Source organism: Mycobacterium sp. E1214, assembly GCF_001666755.1.
Lineage (GTDB): Bacteria > Actinomycetota > Actinomycetes > Mycobacteriales > Mycobacteriaceae > Mycobacterium.
This window is the reverse complement of sequence record NZ_LZJC01000168.1, coordinates 1-19856: the sequence shown is the minus strand read 5'-3', so window position 1 is coordinate 19856 and position 19856 is coordinate 1. Positions and strand designations below refer to the sequence as shown.

17 protein-coding genes are annotated in these 19856 nt (G+C 69.4%); 12 read left to right on the top strand and 5 right to left on the bottom strand.

Annotation, left to right across the window (positions count from 1 at the left end):
- Positions 1-111 precede the first annotated feature (111 nt).
- Entirely contained in the window at positions 112-516 is a 405-nt protein-coding gene (locus A5700_RS24085) for a hypothetical protein (protein ID WP_068075260.1), read from the bottom strand.
- 242 nt (positions 517-758) lie between these two features.
- Between A5700_RS24085 and A5700_RS24080 the strand changes: the two genes are divergently transcribed.
- On the top strand, positions 759-1472 hold the full coding sequence (locus A5700_RS24080) for a response regulator transcription factor (RefSeq protein ID WP_068075257.1): 714 nt from the start codon (positions 759-761) through the stop codon (positions 1470-1472).
- Positions 1469-2980, top strand: a complete 1512-nt coding sequence (locus tag A5700_RS24075) for a HAMP domain-containing sensor histidine kinase (protein ID WP_068075254.1) — start codon at positions 1469-1471, stop codon at positions 2978-2980. The genes A5700_RS24080 and A5700_RS24075 overlap by 4 nt, the downstream gene beginning before the upstream one ends.
- 55 nt (positions 2981-3035) lie before the next feature.
- Here the strand turns inward: A5700_RS24075 and A5700_RS26415 are convergent, their stop codons facing one another.
- The 3 genes from A5700_RS26415 to A5700_RS24065 form a co-directional block, all read right to left on the bottom strand.
- Positions 3036-3272 carry a hypothetical protein gene (locus A5700_RS26415; protein WP_156671422.1) on the bottom strand — a complete coding sequence of 79 codons (237 nt, stop codon included), beginning with the start codon at positions 3270-3272 and terminating at the stop codon, positions 3036-3038.
- 402 nt (positions 3273-3674) lie between these two features.
- Complete coding sequence (locus A5700_RS24070) at positions 3675-4673, bottom strand: S1 family peptidase (protein ID WP_068075270.1); 999 nt, start codon at positions 4671-4673, stop codon at positions 3675-3677.
- Between the two features lie 48 nt (positions 4674-4721).
- On the bottom strand, positions 4722-5489 hold the full coding sequence (locus A5700_RS24065; RefSeq protein ID WP_068075251.1) for a TVP38/TMEM64 family protein: 768 nt from the start codon (positions 5487-5489) through the stop codon (positions 4722-4724).
- Positions 5490-5667: 178 nt separating this feature from the next.
- Between A5700_RS24065 and mutA the strand changes: the two genes are divergently transcribed.
- The 9 genes from mutA (at position 5668) to A5700_RS24020 (ending at position 18491) form a co-directional block, all read left to right on the top strand.
- Positions 5668-7554: a methylmalonyl-CoA mutase small subunit gene (gene mutA / locus A5700_RS24060; RefSeq protein WP_068075247.1), complete on the top strand. Its 1887-nt coding sequence runs from the start codon at positions 5668-5670 to the stop codon at positions 7552-7554.
- A gap of 4 nt (positions 7555-7558) precedes the next feature.
- Positions 7559-9823, top strand: coding sequence for a methylmalonyl-CoA mutase (gene scpA, locus A5700_RS24055; RefSeq protein WP_068075244.1), 2265 nt, complete (start codon positions 7559-7561; stop codon positions 9821-9823).
- A complete protein-coding gene (meaB, locus tag A5700_RS24050) occupies positions 9824-10813 on the top strand; it encodes a methylmalonyl Co-A mutase-associated GTPase MeaB (protein ID WP_068075241.1) in 990 nt (329 codons plus the stop codon).
- A gap of 64 nt (positions 10814-10877) precedes the next feature.
- Entirely contained in the window at positions 10878-12164 is a 1287-nt protein-coding gene (locus A5700_RS24045) for a serine hydrolase domain-containing protein (protein ID WP_068075238.1), read from the top strand.
- A gap of 152 nt (positions 12165-12316) precedes the next feature.
- The gene (locus tag A5700_RS24040; RefSeq protein WP_068075235.1) at positions 12317-13444 is read left to right on the top strand and encodes an acyltransferase; all 1128 of its coding nucleotides are present in this window, start codon (positions 12317-12319) and stop codon (positions 13442-13444) included.
- 348 nt (positions 13445-13792) lie between these two features.
- Positions 13793-14824 carry a sulfotransferase family protein gene (locus A5700_RS24035; protein ID WP_068075231.1) on the top strand — a complete coding sequence of 344 codons (1032 nt, stop codon included), beginning with the start codon at positions 13793-13795 and terminating at the stop codon, positions 14822-14824.
- A gap of 114 nt (positions 14825-14938) precedes the next feature.
- Positions 14939-16003: an NAD(P)-dependent oxidoreductase gene (locus tag A5700_RS24030; RefSeq protein WP_068075267.1), complete on the top strand. Its 1065-nt coding sequence runs from the start codon at positions 14939-14941 to the stop codon at positions 16001-16003.
- 312 nt (positions 16004-16315) lie between these two features.
- Complete coding sequence (locus tag A5700_RS24025; protein ID WP_068075228.1) at positions 16316-17122, top strand: TylF/MycF/NovP-related O-methyltransferase; 807 nt, start codon at positions 16316-16318, stop codon at positions 17120-17122.
- Between the two features lie 100 nt (positions 17123-17222).
- The gene (locus A5700_RS24020) at positions 17223-18491 is read left to right on the top strand and encodes a glycosyltransferase (RefSeq protein ID WP_068075225.1); all 1269 of its coding nucleotides are present in this window, start codon (positions 17223-17225) and stop codon (positions 18489-18491) included.
- Positions 18492-18665: 174 nt separating this feature from the next.
- On the opposite strand, the gene A5700_RS26410 is transcribed toward A5700_RS24020, so the two are convergent.
- A complete protein-coding gene (locus A5700_RS26410; RefSeq protein WP_156671421.1) occupies positions 18666-18857 on the bottom strand; it encodes a hypothetical protein in 192 nt (63 codons plus the stop codon).
- Positions 18858-18889: 32 nt separating this feature from the next.
- Between A5700_RS26410 and A5700_RS24015 the strand changes: the two genes are divergently transcribed.
- The coding region (locus tag A5700_RS24015; protein WP_082966247.1) for a glycosyltransferase at positions 18890-19856 on the top strand (967 nt) is incomplete at its 3' end.

Below are 19856 nucleotides of genomic sequence, written 5' to 3'. Positions count from 1 at the left end.
GTGCGCTTGAGACGTTCGCCGTCATGACGGTGAAGGGCCCGAGCCGCCGGTAATACGCGACCGCCGCGGTCACGATGGACCCATCGTGACCGCGGCGGGTCCGGATGCGGTTCAGCTGTGCGGTGCGGGCGGCGGTGGCGGCGCCTCGCCGGGCGGTGGCGGCCAAGCGCCGTGCGGTGGCGCCCCGGGCGGGCCGCCGGGTGGGAATCCGAAGCCGCCGGGTGGCGATCCGAAGCCGCCGGGTGGCGATCCGAAGCCGCCGGGCGGCGGCGGGCCGTGGACGAACGGCGGGGCCAGCATCGGGGGCGGACCCGGTGGCGGCGGCGGTCCGAGCGGCCCGGTGTTGATGATCCAGGCGAACGCAATGGCCGCGATGGTGCCGAACGCGCCGAGCAGCGCGCCACCCACGCCGGCCGCGACGACCACGCCGGTCGGGTGGCGGCGGCTCTCCGGCGGCCGCGTGGCGACCGGTGGCGGGGCGGGCGGATCGGTGATGATCTCGTCGTTTGTTGTCATGGCACCGGACGGTAGGGGCCGCAGCTGAAGTGGATCTGAAGAACCATGGGCCACTTGCGTCACGGGGAGTGGGGGGCTTGCCGAAGTGCCCGCCTCACAGCGACAACCCCCTGGCACTCGGGGCGCATCCGGCGCTGTCGCTGTGAGGCGGGCACTTCGCACACCGCCCCGGCCCAGTGACAGGCGGGGCTCATGTGACCCCGCTTCAGCCTGGCTTCAGCTGCGCGGCCGACAATGAAGCCATGACGGACTGCTCGCGCGCGGCTGCCGGCCCGTTCAGCGCGGGCGCGCCGCGCGTGCTGGTGGTCGAGGATTCCGAGACGATCCGCGAAATGGTCAGCGAGGCGCTCACCGACGTCGGCTATCACACCGCCGGCCGGTGTGACGGCGACGGGCTGGAGGACGCCCTCGATGGGCTGCGGCCGGACGTGGTGGTGCTCGACGTCATGCTGCCGGGCCGCGACGGCTTCACCCTGATCGACGTCATCCGCGACTGGGGCGACGTCGGCATCGTCCTGATCACCGCCCGCGACGGCCTGCCGGACCGGCTGCGCGGCTTGGACGGCGGGGCCGACGACTACGTCATCAAACCGTTCGAGCTCGCCGAGCTCGTCTCGCGCGTCGGCGCGGTGCTGCGCCGCCGCGGACGGTTGCCGCACGTCGTGCAAGTAGGGGACCTGATGCTGGACACCGGCGCGGGCGTCGCCGCGCGCGGCGGCAGCCGGCTCGACCTCACCGCGACGGAGCTGCGGCTGCTCGCCTTCCTCGTCGAGCAGCGCGGCCGCATCGTGAGCGCCGGTCAGATCCTCAACAGAGTGTGGGGCTACGACGCCTACGACCCCAACCTGGTGCAGGTGCACGTCAGCGGACTGCGCCGCAAGCTCGAGGCGCACGGCCCGCGGATCCTGCACACCGTCCGCGGCATCGGTTACCGGCTCGCGCCGCAACGCTCATGACGGTCGGCTTGTCGACCCCGACGCCGTCGCTGCAACGGCGGGTGACGCTGCTGGTCGTCGCGCTGCTGGCCGTGTTGCTGGTGGTGCTCGGCGTGACGGTCGACGTGAGCCTGGGCATCCTGGCCCGCCGGAATCTGCACGACCGGCTGCTCGCGGCGACGTCGCGCGCGGATGCCCTGGTCTCCGTGCACACCTCCAACGACCTCATCGCCGCCGAACTGAACGGCGGCGGGGTGCGCGCCCTCGTCGTCACCGCCGACGGCACCGCCTACGGCGATCGCGGCATCAGCCCCGACACCGCGGCCGGATCGGTGGTCCCACCGCCGTTTCCGCCGCCGCCTGCGTGGCCGCCGCCGTATGCGCCGGGGCCGCCGCCATATGCGCCCGGGCCGCCGTACCCGCCGCTAGGCATGCCGCCCTGGCCGCCACCCCCGCCTCCGCCGCCCCAGCCCGCCGGGGCCACCGCCACGGCGGTGGTGCATCCGCTCCCGGACGGCGCCCGCCTCATCTTGGTCGCCGACACCACCCAGACGACGCAGGTCACCCACCAGCTGCGCCTGCTGATGATCGGAGCGGGCGTCGTGACCCTGCTGCTCGCCGCCCTGCTGCTGGTCGTGGTCAGCCGGACCGCGCTGCGGCCGTTGGACCGGTTGACGGCGCTCGCCAACGACATCCGGACCGGCGACCGGGGTCGGCGGCTGCATCCCGACCGTGCGGACACCGAATTAGGCCGCGCCGCAACCGCGTTCGATGGGATGCTGGACGCGTTGGAGGCCTCGGAGGGCCGGGCTCAGCGGGCCGCCGACGCCGCCCGGCGCGCCGAGACGGCGATCCGGCGTTTCCTGGTCGACGCGGCGCACGAGTTGCGCACCCCGATCGCGGGCATGCAGGTCGCCGCCGAGCAAGTCGCCAACAGCGCCTCGCAGCGCGACGGCGACGAGGCGGCCCAGGCGCAGTATCGGCGGGCGACGCTACTGCTGTCCGACGCCCGACGGGCCGGCCGGCTCGTCAACGACATGCTGGACCTCAGCCGCATCGACGCGGGTCTGCCCCTGGACCGGCGCGAGGTCGACCTCGCGGCCGTCGTGACCGCCGAAGCCGACCGGGCCGCCATGCTGGCGCCGCAATTGTCGGTCAGCCGCACGGGTCTCGACACGCTGATGGTCAACGCGGACCCGACCCGGCTCGCTCAGATCCTGTCGAATCTGCTCGACAACGCCCGCCGCCACACGCCGCCCGGCGGCGCCATCGTCGTCGACCTGAGCGTGCGCGACGGCGCCGCCGAGGCGACCGTCACCGACAGCGGCCCCGGCATCCCCGACGACCAGCGCGACAAGATCTTCGAACGCCTGGTCCGTCTCGATGCCGGGCGCGCTCGCGACCACGGCGGCGCCGGGCTGGGGCTGCCGATCGCGCGGGCGCTGGCCCGGGCGCACGGCGGCGAGTTGGAATGTCTGGCGGATCGCGGGGGAGCCGTGTTCCGGCTGCGCCTGCCGCTGAACCGGTGACGAACGCCGCCGAGCGGTGACCTTCGAAGGGAAGGCACCGCTCGGCGGGTCGAGATCAGAAGCCGGGCGGCGGCGGCGGACGGAACGGGTCGCCCGGCCCCGGTGGCGGTGGCGGCCCGAATGGTCCGCCCGGACCGGGCGGTCCGCCGAACGGTCCGCCGGGGTGCGGTCCCGGCTGGCCGGGCGGCGGTGGCGGTGGCGGCGGATCCGCGCTGGCAACCGCGGCGCTCCATCCCGCCGCCCCGACGCTGCCGGCGAGCAGCGCCCCGGCGATCAAGCGCTTCATCTTCATTCGATCCATCTCCTCTCGGTTGGCGCCCATCGACCGCGAGAGATGCGGCGGCAAGCCGGTGCATCCCCGCGGCTGGGTGGGGACGCGATGCCCGGGCGCCCGGTTTCCCCCGCAGCCATCTCGTGGCGATGCCGCGACGGTAGGAAGTGAGGCTGAAGCGAACCTGAAGAACTGTCCGCCGCTCACGCCGGAGCGGAAGGCGTGGGCGAAGTGCCCGCCTCACAGCGACAAACGCGCCCGACGGGAGCTAGGCGTAGCGCGGTGGCAGGGAAGCGCCCGGGCGACAAACGCGCCCGACGCAACCACGCGAGCGCGGAGGCACGCCGCCACACTGCCGTTGTCGCTACGAGGCGGGCACTTCGCCCATGCCTACCTCTCTGAGACCCGTGAGAAAGCGGCCCGTCACCCGTGCGCGGCGGGCGCGGTCACGACGCTCAGATGCCACCTGTCCAGCCACGGCCGCACCAGCTCGGCGACGGAGAACTTCGCGGGCGCGGCGCAGCCGATCCGCGGGGTGTCGGGGTCGCCGCCGCGGATCAGGATGCCGACGGCGCTGGCGGTGCCGTCAGCCTGGTTGACGTAGACGGGACCGCCCGAATCGCCGCACTGCCCGGTCGCGAGGAACACCACCTTGCTGCCGGTGAGCTGGACGATCTTCCCGCAGGCGTCGGCGCCGGAGCTCATGCCGAACTTGCACAGCTGCTGGCCAAGTTGCAGGCCGCTGGCCACCCCGGAGACGGGCAACGACGCGGCGACGGCCGAGGTTTGCGGCACGTTGTCACCGTCGAGTGTCACCAAGCCGATGTCGTGTTGTTCGTCGTGCACGCCCTCGCTCACGGTGCGGCTGAACGTGCCCAGCGTCGCGTAGGGAAGGACGCCGTCCAGGTTCATCGTCACCCGGCTCATCTCCCCGGGGCGGTTGCAGTGGCCGGCGGTGAGGATGCCGGCCTGACCGGTGCTGGTGCGCACCAAAAAGCCCGCGGTGCAGCCCATCCCGCCCGACCCGTCGGCGAAGTCGACGTAGATGCCGGCCCCGGGCCCGACGGCGCTGGCCACCGGCAGGTCGATCGGCGCGAGGACGGGCGCCGGAGTGATCTCCTGCGCCTGGTTGACGGAGTCGGGCAGCAGGCAGAAGGTCGCCACCAGCGCGACCGCGCTGCACACCGCCGCGACCTTCAGCAGCGAGTTGTGCATCCGGGAGCGCGCCCGCGGCTCGGGCGACGCGCTGGTGGCCGCCGACGCGCCCCGTTGCAGCCCGCGGTAGCGCTTTCTGCGCTTGGGCAGCAACGGCAACAGGGCGGCCACCACGAGCGCGATGGCGCTGAGGGGGAAGGCGATGGTACCGGTCGGCGAGTACCGCAACCCCCAACTTGCCAGCTCGAGCACGCCGTCCCCCACCATCGACCACACATCTGCCGTACCGCGGGAGCACCGGGCGGCGCTGCCCGCTCAGCTGACGGCGGCGGATACGGGCGTGTGCTCGTCGTCGACGGGGCGGTCAGCACGGCGGTGCTGCCGGCGGTAGTGCCGGACTTCGATTATCAGCCCGGTCAGCCCCAGCGCGCTGGTAATCGCCGAAACCACATAAAGCAGCGGGCTCGGGTGGCCGGCGAGCGCGTCGCCGAGGATGACCACCGCCGAGGTGCCGGGAAGCAGCCCGACCAGGGTCGCCAGCCCGTAGGGCAGCACCCGCACGGTCGACGCACCGGCGGCGTAATTGAGAGCGGAGAACGGCACGGCGGGGATGAGCCGCAGCGACAGGATGGCCAGCCACCCGCGAGTGCGCAGGCGCTCGTCGACTGTGTCGATCGAGTTGTGCCGCACCAGGCGGTTGAGCCGCCACCCGGCGGCGCGCACCAGCAGCATGGCGATCATCGCGCTGGCGGTGCTGGCGATCACCGCGATCGCCACCCCCAGCACGGGGCCGAACAACAGCCCGGCCGCCAGCGTGAACACGGTCCGCGGGACGGGCACCACCGTCACGACGATGTGGGCGACGAGGAACGCCAGCGGAAACCACGGCCCCACCGACTGCGCCCAGTCGCGCAACTGCACGGGCGAGGGGAGCGGCGCCCACGAGGCGAGCACCACCAGCCCTGTGATGCCCACGACTGTCCAGGCGATCCGCGACCGCGACGCCTGGCGCGCGGCCACGCCGAGCGCGCGGCCGAGATCACGCAGTGTTTCGCCGATCTTGCTGGTGGCGGAAGCCGTCACGCCTGCCAAGGTTACGGTGCCCAGGTGAATACGGCGTTGCTCGGCGCTGGCGTTTCGTCGCGGACCTGACGGCCGAGCCGCCCACGGCGGTTTTTAGCGGCGAGTTCCGTCAATTAATCTCTTTAGTCAAGCGGTATCCCCAAGCAACGGTCCCAACGCTGGGAAAAGGGAGCAATCGGTGTCCATTGACGTACCCGAGCTGGCCGACCTAGAACAGGTTCGCGGTCGCTGGCGCAGTGCGGTCGCCGGTGTGCTGTCCAAGAGCACCCGGAAAGACCCCGAGCAGTTGGGTGACGAGCCGGAGCGGCTGCTGGAGACCCCGACCTACGACGGGATCGCGGTGCGCGCGCTCTACACGGCGCTGGACGAGCTGCCCGAGCCACCGCTGCCCGGCGAGTGGCCGTACGTGCGGGGCGCCGACCCGCTGCGCGACGTCAAGTCCGGCTGGAAGGTCGCGGAGGCGTTCCCGGCCACCCCGGTGCCCGGCGTCGCGGCCGCCGACGTCAATTCCGCGGTGCTCGACGCCCTCGGCAACGGGGCCGGCGCGGTCGTCCTGCGCATCGGCGAGTCCGGGGTCGCGCCCGACCAGATCGCCCAGGCGCTCGACGGCGTCTACCTGAGCATGGCGCCGCTGATCCTGGAGGCGGGCGCCGACTATGCGGCGGCGGCCGACGCGGTGCTGAGCCTCGCGGCCGGCGTCGAACCCGACCAGCGGGCCCTGCTGGCGATCGACCTCGGCGGTGACCCGCTCACCGCGGCGCTGAGTGGGCGGCCCGCCCCGACCATCGAGGACGTCGTCGCGGTCGCCCGGCGCGCCGCCGGCCACACCGGAATCCGCGCGATCACCGTCGACGGTCCCGCCTTCCACAACCTGGGCGCCAACGCGACGTGGGAGCTGGCCGCCGGCGTCGCCGCCGCGGTCGCCTACCTGCGAGTTCTCACCGAGGCCGGGCTGTCGATCGCGGAGGCGTTGCGGCAGATCAGTTTCCGGTTCGCCGCCGACGACGACCAGTTCATGACGATCGCGAAGATTCGGGCGGCGCGCAATCTGTGGGCGCGGGTCGCGGAGGTGCTCGGCGAACCCGACGCCGGCGCGGCCGTCGTGCACGCCGAGACGTCGCTGCCCATGATGACCCAGCGCGACCCGTGGGTGAACATGTTGCGCTGCACGCTGGCCGCCTTCGGCGCCGGGGTCGGGGGCGCCGACTCGTTGCTGATCTACCCGTTCGACGCGGCGATCGAAGGTGGATTCCCGGGTGTCGCAACCAGTTTCGCGCGGCGCATCGCGCGCAACACACAGTTGTTGTTGCTCGAGGAGTCGCACGTGGGCCGGGTCCTGGACCCCGCCGGCGGCTCGTGGTTCGTCGAGGACCTGACCCACCGGCTCGCCCAGCAGGCCTGGCAGCAGTTCCAGGCCGTCGAGTCCCGTGGCGGGTTCACCGACGCCGGCGACTTCATCGCCGGCCAGATCGCCGACATCGCGGCCCGCCGGGCCGACGACATCGCCCATCGCCGCACCGCCGTCACCGGGGTCAACGAGTTCCCTAATCTCACCGAGCCGGTGCTGCCGCAGACCGAGTCGTCGTATTCGCCGCTGGCCGCGGGCAAGCTGATCCGCTACGCCGCGCAGTTCGAGGCGCTGCGCGACCGCTCCGACGCTTACCTGGAACGCACCGGCGCGCGCCCGCGGGTGCTGCTGTTGCCGTTGGGCCCGTTGGCCGAGAACAACATTCGCACGACCTTCGCGTCGAACCTGCTGGCCTCCGGCGGGATCGAGGCGGTCAACCCCGGGACGGTCGACGCCGCCGGCGTCGCGGCGGCGGTCAGCGAGTTTGGCGCGGTGGGAACACCGACGGTCGCCGTCCTCTGCGGCGCGGACAAGCGCTACCAGGACGAGGCGTCGGCAGTGGTCGAGGCCGCCCGGGCCGCGGCCGTCGAGCGGGTGTACCTTGCCGGCCCCGAGAAGGCCGTGGCCGACGCGGAGCATCGGCCCGATGAATACTTGACCGCGAAAATCAATGCAGTGCAAGCCCTGTCGGATCTGCTCACACGGTTGGGGGCCTGAGACCATGACGACCACCGCACCCGCTGTCGGCAGCTTCGCCGAGGTCCCGCTGCGCAGTGAGCGAACCCCGCAGCGGCCCACCGAGTCCGCCGTCGAACAATTCGTCGAGGCCTCGGCGGCCGCGCACTGGTACACCCCCGACCAATTGCAGTGGCACACACCGGAAGACATCGACGTCAAGCCGGTCTACATCGGTGCCGATCGCGCCGCCGCGGAGGCCGATGGCTACCCGCTGCACACCTTCCCCGGTGACCCGCCGTTCGTGCGGGGGCCCTACCCGACGATGTACGTCAACCAGCCGTGGACCATTCGCCAGTACGCCGGGTTTTCCACCGCGGCGGAGTCCAACGCGTTCTACCGGCGCAACCTGGCGGCGGGCCAGAAGGGGCTGTCGGTGGCCTTCGACCTGGCCACCCACCGCGGCTACGACTCCGACCACCCGCGCGTGCAGGGTGACGTCGGAATGGCCGGCGTAGCAATCGATTCCATCCTGGACATGCGGCAACTGTTCGACGGCATCGACCTGTCGACGGTGTCGGTGTCGATGACCATGAACGGCGCGGTGCTGCCGATCCTGGCGCTGTACGTGGTGGCCGCGGAGGAACAGGGGGTGCCGCCGGAGAAGTTGGCCGGCACCATCCAGAACGACATCCTCAAAGAGTTCATGGTGCGCAACACCTACATCTATCCGCCCAAGCCGTCGATGCGCATCATTTCCGACATCTTTGCCTACACCAGCGCCAAGATGCCGAAGTTCAACTCGATCTCCATCTCCGGCTACCACATCCAAGAAGCCGGCGCCACCGCGGATCTCGAGCTGGCGTACACCCTGGCGGACGGCGTCGACTACATCAAGGCCGGGTTGGCCGCCGAGCTGGACATCGATTCCTTCGCGCCGCGGCTGTCGTTCTTCTGGGGCATCGGCATGAACTTTTTCATGGAGGTCGCCAAGCTGCGGGCCGGCCGCCTGCTGTGGAGCGAACTGGTGTCGCAGTTCAACCCCAAGAGCTCCAAATCGCTGTCGCTGCGCACCCATTCGCAGACGTCCGGCTGGTCGCTGACCGCGCAGGACGCGTTCAACAATGTGGCCCGCACCTGCATCGAGGCCATGGCCGCCACCCAAGGGCACACGCAGTCGCTGCACACCAACGCGCTCGACGAGGCGCTGGCGTTGCCCACCGACTTCTCGGCCCGCATCGCGCGCAACACCCAGCTGGTGCTGCAGCAGGAGTCGGGCACCACGCGGCCCATCGATCCGTGGGCGGGTTCGTACTACGTCGAGTGGCTCACCCACCAACTCGCGCAGAAAGCCCGCGCCCACATCGCCGAGGTGACCGAGCACGGCGGCATGGCGCAGGCCATCAGCGACGGCATCCCGAAGCTGCGCATCGAGGAAGCGGCCGCGCGCACGCAGGCCCGCATCGACTCCGGCATCCAGCCGGTGATCGGCGTCAACAAGTATCAGGTCGAAGAGGACCAGGAGGTCGAGGTCCTCAAGGTCGAGAACAGCCGGGTGCGCGCCGAGCAGCTCGCCAAGCTCCAGGAGTTGCGGGCCGGCCGCGACCAGGCGGCCGTGGACGCCGCGTTGGCCGAATTGTCGCGCGCCGCAGCCGCGCACTCCGGCGCAGCCGGCAAGGGGGATCGAGACGGGCTGGGCAACAACCTGTTGGCCCTGGCCATCGACGCGGCCCGCGCCAAGGCCACCGTCGGCGAGATCTCCGACGCGTTGGAGAAGGTGTACGGGCGCCACCAGGCGGAGATCCGCACCATCGCCGGGGTCTACCGCGACGAAGCTGGAAAGGCCGAGAACATCGCTACCGCCACCGATCTCGTCGAAAAATTCGCGGAGGCCGACGGGCGCCGGCCTCGCATCCTGGTGGCCAAGATGGGCCAGGACGGGCACGACCGCGGGCAGAAGGTGATCGCCACGGCCTTCGCCGACATCGGGTTCGACGTCGACGTCGGATCGTTGTTCTCCACGCCGGACGAGGTGGCGCGGCAGGCCGCCGACAACGACGTACACGTCGTCGGGGTGTCCTCACTGGCGGCGGGCCACCTGACCCTGGTGCCGGCGCTGCGCGACGCGCTGGCCGAGGTCGGCCGGCCCGACATCATGGTCGTGGTCGGCGGGGTCATCCCGCCCGGCGATTTCGACGAGCTGTACGCCGCCGGCGCGGCCGCCATCTTCCCGCCCGGCACCGTAATCGCCGACGCCGCCATCGGTCTGCTGCACAAGCTCGCCGAGCGGCTCGGCTATTCGCTCGACTAGATGGTCGCCGAAAAGCCCGATCCGGCAGACGATTTGGCGGCGGCGATCCGCGCCGGTGACCGCGCCGCCCTGCCGCGAGCCATCACGCTGCTGGAGTCGACCCGCGCCGACCATCAGGAGCGGGCGCAGCAGTTGCTGCTGGCACTGACGCCGGATTCCGGCAACGCGCATCGGGTCGGCATCACGGGGATCCCCGGGGTGGGCAAGTCCACCAGCATCGAAGCGCTCGGCATGCATCTCATCGAGCGGGGCCACCGGGTGGCGGTGCTGGCCGTCGACCCCTCCTCGACGCGCAGCGGCGGCTCGATCCTCGGCGACAAGACCCGCATGTCTCGCCTGGCCGTCCATCCGGACGCCTACATCCGACCCTCGCCGACCTCGGGCACGCTGGGCGGCGTGGCCAAGGCCACCCGCGAGACGGTGGTGCTGCTCGAGGCCGCCGGCTTCGACGTCATCGTGATCGAGACCGTCGGCGTCGGCCAGTCCGAGGTGGCGGTGGCGAACATGGTGGACACCTTCGTCCTACTCACCCTGGCCCGCAGCGGCGATCAGTTGCAGGGCATCAAGAAGGGTGTGCTCGAGCTCGCCGACATCGTCGTGGTGAATAAGGCGGACGGTGAACACCTCGCGGAGGCGCGCTCGGCCGCGCGTGAACTGTCCGGGGCGATCCGGCTGATCCATCCCCGCGAGACGCTGTGGCGCCCGCCCGTGCTGACGATGAGCGCGGTCGAGGGCACGGGCCTCGCCGAGCTCTGGGAGACCGTCGAACGTCACCGCCAGGTCCTCAGTCAGGCGGGTGAGTTCGAGGCGCGTCGGCGGTCCCAGCAAGTCGACTGGACCTGGCAGATGGTGCGCGATTCGGTCGTGAACCGGGTCTTGTCTAACCCGCAAGTGCGCAGCATGAAGGCCGACGTGGAGCGCCGGGTCAAGGCGGGGGAGCTGACCCCGGCGCTGGCCGCCCAGCAAATACTGGACGCCGCGTCGCGCTAACGGATGGGTAAATAATCCAGATTTCGCTCCGGCAAGGTATGAAATGCAAGTAAATTCGCCAGATGTGACGGTGGAAACACGAGTCGATCGCCGAGCGGTTCCTCTCCGCGGTGACCTTGACGCAGGTCAGCGCGTGTCCGGAGCGGCGGACTCACGGTTTGGTTGCGTCGTTCGAAGCTTCGGTGCCATGTTTCCCGCGCGCCGCCTGGGCGGCGGGGCGCTGGCGGTGTACGTCGACGGCCAACCCGTCGTCGACGTGTGGACGGGCTGGTCGGACCGGGGCGGGCGCCGGCAGTGGTCGGCCAACACCGCGCCCATGGTGTTCTCGGCGACCAAGGGGATGGCCGCGACGGTCATCCACCGCCTTGCCGACCGGGGCCTGATCGATTACGAGGCGCCGGTCGCCGAATACTGGCGCGAGTTCGGCGCCAACGGCAAGGCCGACATGACGGTGCGCCAGGTGATGCGCCACCACGCGGGACTGTCAGGTCTGCGCGGCGCCAGCATGGAGGAGCTGCTCGACCACGAGGCGATGGAGGAGCGGCTGGCCGCCGCGGCGCCCGGCAAGCTGCTGGGCAAGTCGGCCTACCACGCGCTCACCTTCGGCTGGCTCATGTCCGGGCTGGCCCGGGCGGTGACCGGGAAGGACATGCGCGCACTCATCCGCGAAGAGCTCGCCGAGCCGTTGGGCACCGACGGCCTGCACCTGGGCCGGCCGCCCGCGGGCGCCCCGACGCGCGCCGCCGAGATCATCGTGCCGCAGAGCATCATCGGCAATTCGGCGCTCAACTTCGTCACGCGCAAGGTCGTCAACGAGTTCTCCGGCGGCTTCCGCTCGATGTACTTTCCCGGCATGATCGCCGCCGTGCAGGGTGACGCGCCGTTGCTCGACGCGGAGATCCCCGCCGCAAACGGAGTGGCCACGGCACGGGGCCTGGCCAGGATGTACGGCGCGATCGCCAACGGCGGCGAGGTCGACGGCACCCGATTTTTGTCCCGCGAGCTGGTCGCCGGGCTCACCGGGCGTCGCAGCCTGCGGCCGGACCGAAACCTGTTCATACCGTTGGCCTTTCACCTCGGCTACCACACCCTGCCGATCGGCAATGTGATGCCCGGGTTCGGGCACGTCGGATTGGGTGGGTCGGTCGGGTGGGCGGACCCGGCGACCGGGGTGGCGTTCGCCCTGGTACACAACCGGCTGCTGACCCCGTTGACGACCACCGACCACGCGGCATTCGTCGGCATCTACGCGTTGATCCGGCGGGCGGCGGACAAGGCGCGCAGCCGCGGCCTGCGCCCGGTGACCGAGTTCGGCGCCCCGTTCTATCAGCCGGGGGCCGTGGCCGGCTGAGCCGCGCGGCCGTGCCGGGCTGCCGCGGTGTCCGCACGGCGCGGGTCGGTGTGCGGGTTGTAGTCTGTGACGATGTCTGCCCATGCCAACGCCGCGGCCATACGCGGACGAAGCCGGGCTCGCACCGGGGGCACCGCGGGCCTTCCGATCGGATGAGCGCGAAGCCGAACCTCGGACACGCCTTCGACCCGCGGTGCAATGCGCTCAACGCGTGGCGGCTCGTGCTCGCCACGGGCGTCATCCTGGAACACTCATGGCCGCTCACCGGTCGCAAGCTTCTCCCACCCGGCGATCAGCTGATCACCCAGCTGTGGGTGGACGGTTTCTTCGCGATTTCAGGGTTCCTTATCGCGTCGAGCTGGGTTCGCAACCCCCGGCTCCGGGAGTTCAGCGTGGCCCGCGCTCTGCGCATCTTTCCGGGGTTGTGGGTCTGCCTGCTGGTCGTCGCTTTCGTCATCGCCCCTATCGGCGTGGCAATCCAGGGGGGCTCCCCGGCGAGACTGCTGTGGTCGTGGGCCCCTGTCGAGTACGTGCTGAACAACGGCGTGTTGAACGTCTACCACGTCGGCATCGCCGGGACGCCGCGCGACGTTCCGTACCCGGGGGTTTGGGACGGGGTTCTGTGGACGTTGATCTTCGAGTTGCTGTGTTACGTCGCGATAGCCCTCGCCGGCCTGGCCGGGCTCTTGAGCCGCCGCTGGCCGGCCGTGGCGGTGTTCGCCCTGTTTGTGGGGTTGTCGGCGCTGGTGTCCTACCCGGTCGCGGCGGTGCCCACGGTGGTGCAGATGATCGCTCGGTTCTCCCTCGTATTCGCGGCCGGGACGCTGCTGCACCAGTTCCGTGACGCTGTTGCGGCGCGTTGGTCCTGGGTCGCGGCGAGCGGTGCCATCGTCGTCGTCGCCGGTTTGCTGACGCCCAACTACCGTGTGCTCGCCGCCCTTCCGCTGGCCTACGCCGTCGTCGTCTCGGGCGCGTTGCTGCAGCACCGGCGGCTGAGGCTGCGCACAGATCTGTCCTATGGCGTCTACATTTATGCGTGGCCCATGCAGCAGTTGCTGGTCATCTGCGGAATGGGTTTCCTGGAGCCACCCGTGTTCACCGCCGTCGCGGCGCTGGCGACCTTGCCGCTCGCGGCGCTGAGCTGGTTCTTGGTGGAGAAGCCTGCGCTGTCCTGGAAATCGCGCCTCCGAGGGCCGAGGAGGCCCGCCACCGTTGAGGTCGCGGGCCGCGCGCCGCGACTGTCGCAGAACTCCCAGGCTGTGCGCGGCCCGCACCGGTAGTCCGCTGCGACCGCGGATCACGAAAATATACAGAATCGTCAAAAACGCTTTGCGTTCATCGTCGGCGCGTTACCGTCGTGAGCGATCCAGGCCGCGTTAGCGTGGGGTTAAAACAGCGTTTCATTCTGCGTCGGGTGCGGATCGAGACGGTATGGCCAAAGATACTGGGAGCAGCCAAAAATCGTCGCTCCGGCATCGCCGGTCACCCAGGGAAAGGCTCTCGTCGAATCGTGATTCGGATTGTTGATGTCGAAGCGGCGCCCTTGGGCGGGCCCGAGAGCTGTTGACTTACAGCCGAATTGCGGGGGTCGTCGAGGCGCCCGGCAAGTGAAAGGTTCGGATTCGCGTATGAGGTTGAGCAGAATCATCAAATCCGCAGCGACCGCGGTCGATTCGCCCGGCCGCATCGCGAATCCCGTACTCGCCGCTACGCCGGACCGGCCGACGGTGTTGTTCGTGTTGGGGCCGCAGCGGTCCGGCACGTCGGCGCTGACCAGGGTTTTGTCGCTCTGCGGAGGCACGCTTCCGGCCGCGATGCTGGGCGCCGACGCCAATAACCCGCTCGGCTACTGGGAACCGCGGGCGGCTATCACGCTCAACGAGACGATCCTGCGCCGTCGCGGCACCCACTGGTATGACCCATCGCTGCGGTTTCTAGAAGAAAGCGCCCTCGACGCAAAGCAATCCGTGCACTGCGTCTCGGCGATCGCGCGTTATCTGCGGACCCTGCCGCCCGCCCCGGTCGTCGTCATCAAGGAACCGCGCATCACGACGCTGTCCGATCTGTGGTTTCAGGCGGCGCGCCTGGCGGGGTTCGACGTCGCCGCGGTCATCGCCCTGCGCCATCCCCAGGAGGTCATCTCGTCGATCGAGGCCTCCTGGGGAGTGTCGCAGGCGCTGGCCAGCGCCCTGTGGCTCAAATGCAACGTGTTGGCCGAGCGCAACACCCGTGCGGTACCGCGCGTATTCGTGGACTACGGCAACCTTCTCGACAATTGGCGCCGAGAAGTGAAGCGCATCGCGACGGCGCTGCCGGTCGAGCTGACGACGCACGACGAGGAGGCGATCGACGACTTCCTGTCGCCTGGGCTTCGCCGGCAGCGACACTGCGGCTCGGTGACGGACCTGTTCGGCACGGACTGGATGTCCGCGGTATACGAGTCGCTGCAGGGGGCGGCGCAGGACGACCCGCTCGACATCGCCACGCTGGACCGGGTTTTCGAGTCTTATCGGGCGAGCGAACGCGATTTCAGGAGGGCGTTCGAGGATTCCCGGCACCTGACCGACAGCATCCTGTTCCGGTTGTTTCGACCCGCCATCGCGCGACCGACGATGGAGGTCCTCGCCATGGCGCACCGGCGCAGCGGCACGTGGGCGTAGAAACCGCCTGACGGCGGTTCGGCGCCCGATATGATGCTGCGGACCGCGCACATCCGCCGGTCGGCTACTTCGCTCACGCACACGAACGAGAGGCGTCGGTTCTTGACAGCGTCGGTGCTCATCAGTGGTGGTGCAGGATTCATCGGGTCGGCGCTCGCATATCGGCTCGTCGAGGCCGGCCACGACGTGGCCGTCATGGACGTCTTGCATCCTCAAGTACACGCGGACCCGGTCGCGCTCAACCTGCCGTCGTCGGTGCGGTTCTTCACCGGGGATGTCACGCACGCCCCCGACTGGGATGCGGTGCTCCGGCTGTGCCGGCCGACCCAGGTGGTGCACTTGGCGGCAGAGACGGGTACCGCGCAGTCGCTGTCCGAGGCCACCCGGCACGGCGCCGTCAATGTCGTGGGGACGACGCAGCTGCTCGACGCCCTGAGCCGTTCGGGTCTGGTTCCCGAACAGCTCGTGCTGGCGTCGTCGCGGGCGGTTTACGGCGAGGGCGCTTGGCAGTCCGAGGGCTCGATCTTCTACCCCCGTCCGCGCAGTCACGCCCAGCTGCTCGCGGGCCAGTGGGACGCGCAGGGACCCGCGGGCGAGCCCGCCGTCCCGCTGCCCAGCCGCGCCGACCGCACCGAGCCGCGGCCCACCAACGTCTATGCCGCGACCAAACTCGCCCAGGAGCACCTGCTGGCGGCGTGGACCGCCGCGCATGACACCAATCTGAGCGTGCTGCGCTTGCAGAACGTCTACGGACCCGGTCAGTCGCTGACCAACTCCTACACCGGGATTGTCGCGCTGTTCGCGCGCCTGTCGCGCGCCCACCACGCGTTGGAGGTGTACGAGGACGGCCGCATCGTCCGTGACTTCGTCTACATCGACGACGTCGTCGACGCGCTGTTCGCGGCGGTACAGCGGCCGGCCGCCACGCAACGCTGCCTGGACGTCGGATCGGGCAACGCGACCACCATCCACGAACTCGCGCGGCGGGTCGCGACCATTTGCGCCGCCCCCGAACCGGTGGTCGTCGGCAAATTCCGCGACGGGGACGTCCGCGCCGCGAGCTGCGAAATAGCAGCGACAACAAACGAGCTTGGTTGGGAGCCCGCCTGGACGCTCGACGACGGATTGCAGGCGCTGCTCAAATGGATCGACGAACAGCCGCAGGCCGGCCGGGGCTGACGCAACTCCGCGAATTCGCCGGCCGGGTGTCGATTGGCCCACATTTTTAACGAATTGCCGCGAGCGGCGAAAGCGCCGTGATGGACTTTTGGCGCGGCTGACCCGCACGGCATCGATCTGCGGCCCGGGGCAGCAGTCGGCGCCAAGATCGAAAAACTACCGCTTCGGTGGGCATATGATGATTGCTACCAGCCGGTAGGGCGACGATGGGTCAGCCGAAACTCCACGACATGGATCTCGTGATCCGACCCGGGCCCAGCAACGGCGGTGCACACGAACTAGGGGGAAGTCTTGACCGTAGCGGATCGCGGCATGCGATCTCAGTTTCTGGATACGCGCGCCGCATATCTGGACCTGCTTCGCCGCAACCTCACCTCGTACGGCAGCGACGAGTTGGTGCCGGTGGGGTGGAATGTCCTGGGCCGGGCCTTTTTGAGTACGCGCAACTACATGGTGGTCCGTAAGCGCCCGTTCAACGCCAAGGCGCGGGACCTGGGCCTGGACTGGCCGGCGGACGCATTGACCATGATCGGCATGCAGCGGCTGACCAGCCTGCAGCACTGCGTGGAGACGGTACTGGCCGAGGACGTCCCCGGTGATCTGGTCGAGTGCGGCGTCTGGCGCGGCGGTGCGTCGATCCTCATGCGCGCCGTCTTGGCGGCCTACGGGGACGAGAAGCGCTGCGTGTGGCTCGCCGATTCCTTCGCCGGGGTGCCGCCGCCGGATGCAGCCAACTACGAAGCGGACAAGGGCATCCGGCTGCATCGGGCCGCCGGCGTCCTGGCCGTGCCGGAAGCCCAGGTCAAGGCGAACTTCGAGCGCTATGGCCTGCTCGACGACCGGGTGCGGTTCCTTCCCGGCTGGTTCAAGGACACGCTGCACGACGCACCGATCGGTGAGATTGCCGTCCTGCGGCTCGACGGCGACCTGTACGAGTCCACGATTCAGGCGCTCGACGGGCTGTACCCGCGGTTGTCGTCCGGGGGCTTTTGCATCATCGACGACTACCACGCGATCGAGGCGTGCCGCCAGGCCGTCGCCGACTATCGCGCCCAGCACGGCGTCACCGCCGAGATCGTGGAGATCGACGGCACCGGCGTGTTGTGGCGCAAGGATTAGACGCCGCGGATCGGAGATCCCGCGCCCCGCGCGCCGCGAAAACCTACAGTGATGTCGGTGCGGGAACGGTGACGGCGAAACCGAGGGGCGTGGGGCAGCGATGAAGATCGTGCTGGCGAGCTATGGCACTCGCGGCGATATCGAGCCGTCGTTGGTGGTCGCCCGCGAACTGCAGCGCCGCGGCCACGAGCTGGTCATGGCCGTGCCCCCCGATTCCGTTGAGTTCACCGAGGCCGGCGGCCTCACCGCCGTCCCGTACGGCTTGGAGTCGCAGGCCTGGCTGGACATCTATCGCAACTTCTGGACGTCGTTCTTCGGCGGTTTCTGGCACGTGCAGAAGCTGCGGGGTCTGTGGCGGGAGATGTGGGATTTGAGCGACCAATGCTGGCGCCACATGAACACGACGCTGCTTTCCCTGGCCGACGGGGCTGACCTGATCTTCGCCGGCCAGAGCTATCAGGAACCCGCAGCGAACGTTGCGGAGTATTACGACCTCCCGTTGGCCACCCTGCACCACGTCCCGATGCGGCCCAACGGGCAGGTGGTGTCTTTGCTTCCCGCGCCGTTGGCGCGGTCGTCGATGGTGGCGTTCGACTGGTTCTGTTGGCGCCTGAACAAGAAGGTCGAGGACGCCCAACGCCGCGAGCTGGGTCTGCCGAAGGCGACGGGGCCGTCGCCCCGGCGAATCATCGAACGGCGGTCGCTGGAAATTCAGGCCTACGACGAGGTGTGCTTCCCGGGCTTGGCCGACGAGTGGGCCGACTGGCGTGACCAGCGACCGTTCGTCGGCACGTTGACGATGCAGCTGGCCACCGGCGCCGATGACGAGGTCGCGTCGTGGATTGCCGCCGGTACCCCGCCGATCTGTTTCGGATTCGGCAGCATGCCCGTGGCATCCCCGGCCGCGACGGTGGAAATGATCAGCGCCGCGTGCGCCGAGCTGGGGGAGCGGGCGTTGATCTGCGCCGGCTACAGCGATTTCAGCAGTGCGCCGTCTTTCGAGCACGTGAAGGTGGTGGGGGCGGTCAATTACGCGGCGATCTTCCCGGTCTGCCGCGCGGTCGTCCACCACGGCGGTTCAGGCACCACGGCCGCCAGCATGCGCGCGGGCGTTCCCACCGTGATCCTGTCCATGGACGCCAACCAGACCATTTGGGGAGCGCAGCTCAAACGCTTGAAAGTTGGGACTACGCGGCGGTTTTCGGCGACGACCCGGGCAACCCTCACCGCCGACCTGCGCCGGGTGCTGGCGCCGGATTACGCGGTGCGCGCCCGGCAGATCGCCAGCCACATGACCAAGCCCGCCGACAGCGTCCGCAAGGCCGCCGATCTCGTCGAGAATTTCGCCCGAGCGCGCAGCCGCGCCTGAGCGGGGTCTGCAAGCGCCGGCAAATATGCCGCGAAAAGCGCCGATAAAATGCGCTTTTCGGAGCTATCTAGGGCGGATGCGAAATCGCGCGGTTTCCAAAGACACGCCGACGGTCCTCTGGCACAATGTATTCTCAGCCGACGATGCCTGCGCTGCTCGAAGGTCGTCACAGTGCTACGGTCCGGGGGAAAGGCCGATGACATTGGCTTTGCCAGAATTCACCACACCGCTACTGCGATGTAATTCATTTTCCTTGCAATCGCCGAAGGCGTTGCATCGCCGTTCCGCCTTTTCCTCTAGGAAAGCGCATTGGCCAGCGATGATCTGCAATTCGCAGGCCACCGGCGACTCGCCGAAGTTGCCCATGCTGACGGAGAGTGATTAAGGTTACGGTCGCGATGAAATTTGCTGTGGCGAGCTATGGAACGCGTGGCGACATCGAGCCGTGCCTCACCATCGGTCGTGAACTGATGCGCAGGGGCCACGAGGTGCGCATGGCCGTCCCGCCGAACCTGGTGGAGCTGGCGCAGAAGGCCGGTCTCCCGGCGATCGCCTACGGCCCCGATATGCACGACTTCTGGAGCGACGAATTCATCCGTGACTTTCGGAAGAATTTCGTGCGCAACCCGATCAAGCTGATCCGCGATGCGTGGGAGCCCGTGCTGCGGAATTGGCAGGAGATGAGCGCGTCGCTGATGTCGGTGGGGGCGGGAGCCGACCTCATCTTCAGCGGCCAGCTCTACCAGGATCTCGCCGTGAATGTCGCTGATTACTACGGCATTCCGATGGCCACCCTGCACTACATTCCGATGCGGCCCAACGGTCAACTGATCCCACGAATGCCCAAGCCGTTGGTGCGCACCGGCATGAGCGTCTACGACTGGATGTGCTGGCGCATGAACAAGCGGGCCGAAGACCGGCAACGCCGCGACCTCGGGCTGGCCACCGCGACCGTCGCGTCGCCCCGGCGGATCGCCGAACGCGGTTCCTTGGAAATTCAGGCCTACGATGACGTGTGCTTCCCCGGCCTCGCCGAGGAGTGGGCGAAATGGGGCGGCCAGCGGCCCTTCGTCGGTTCGCTGACAATGGAGTTGACGACCGACTCCGACGACGAGGTGCTGTCGTGGATCGCGCAGGGCACGCCGCCGATCTGCTTCGGCTTCGGCAGCATGCCCGTCGCCGAGTCGCCCGCCGATACCGTGGCCATGATCGCCTCCGCCTGCGCGGAATTGGGGGAGCGGGCGCTGATCTGCTTCGGCGGCACCGACTTCACCGGCGTGCCACACCCCGACCACGTCAAGCTGGTCGGTATCGTCAACTACGCCGCCGTGTTTCCCCTGTGCCGTGCCGTCGTCCACCATGGCG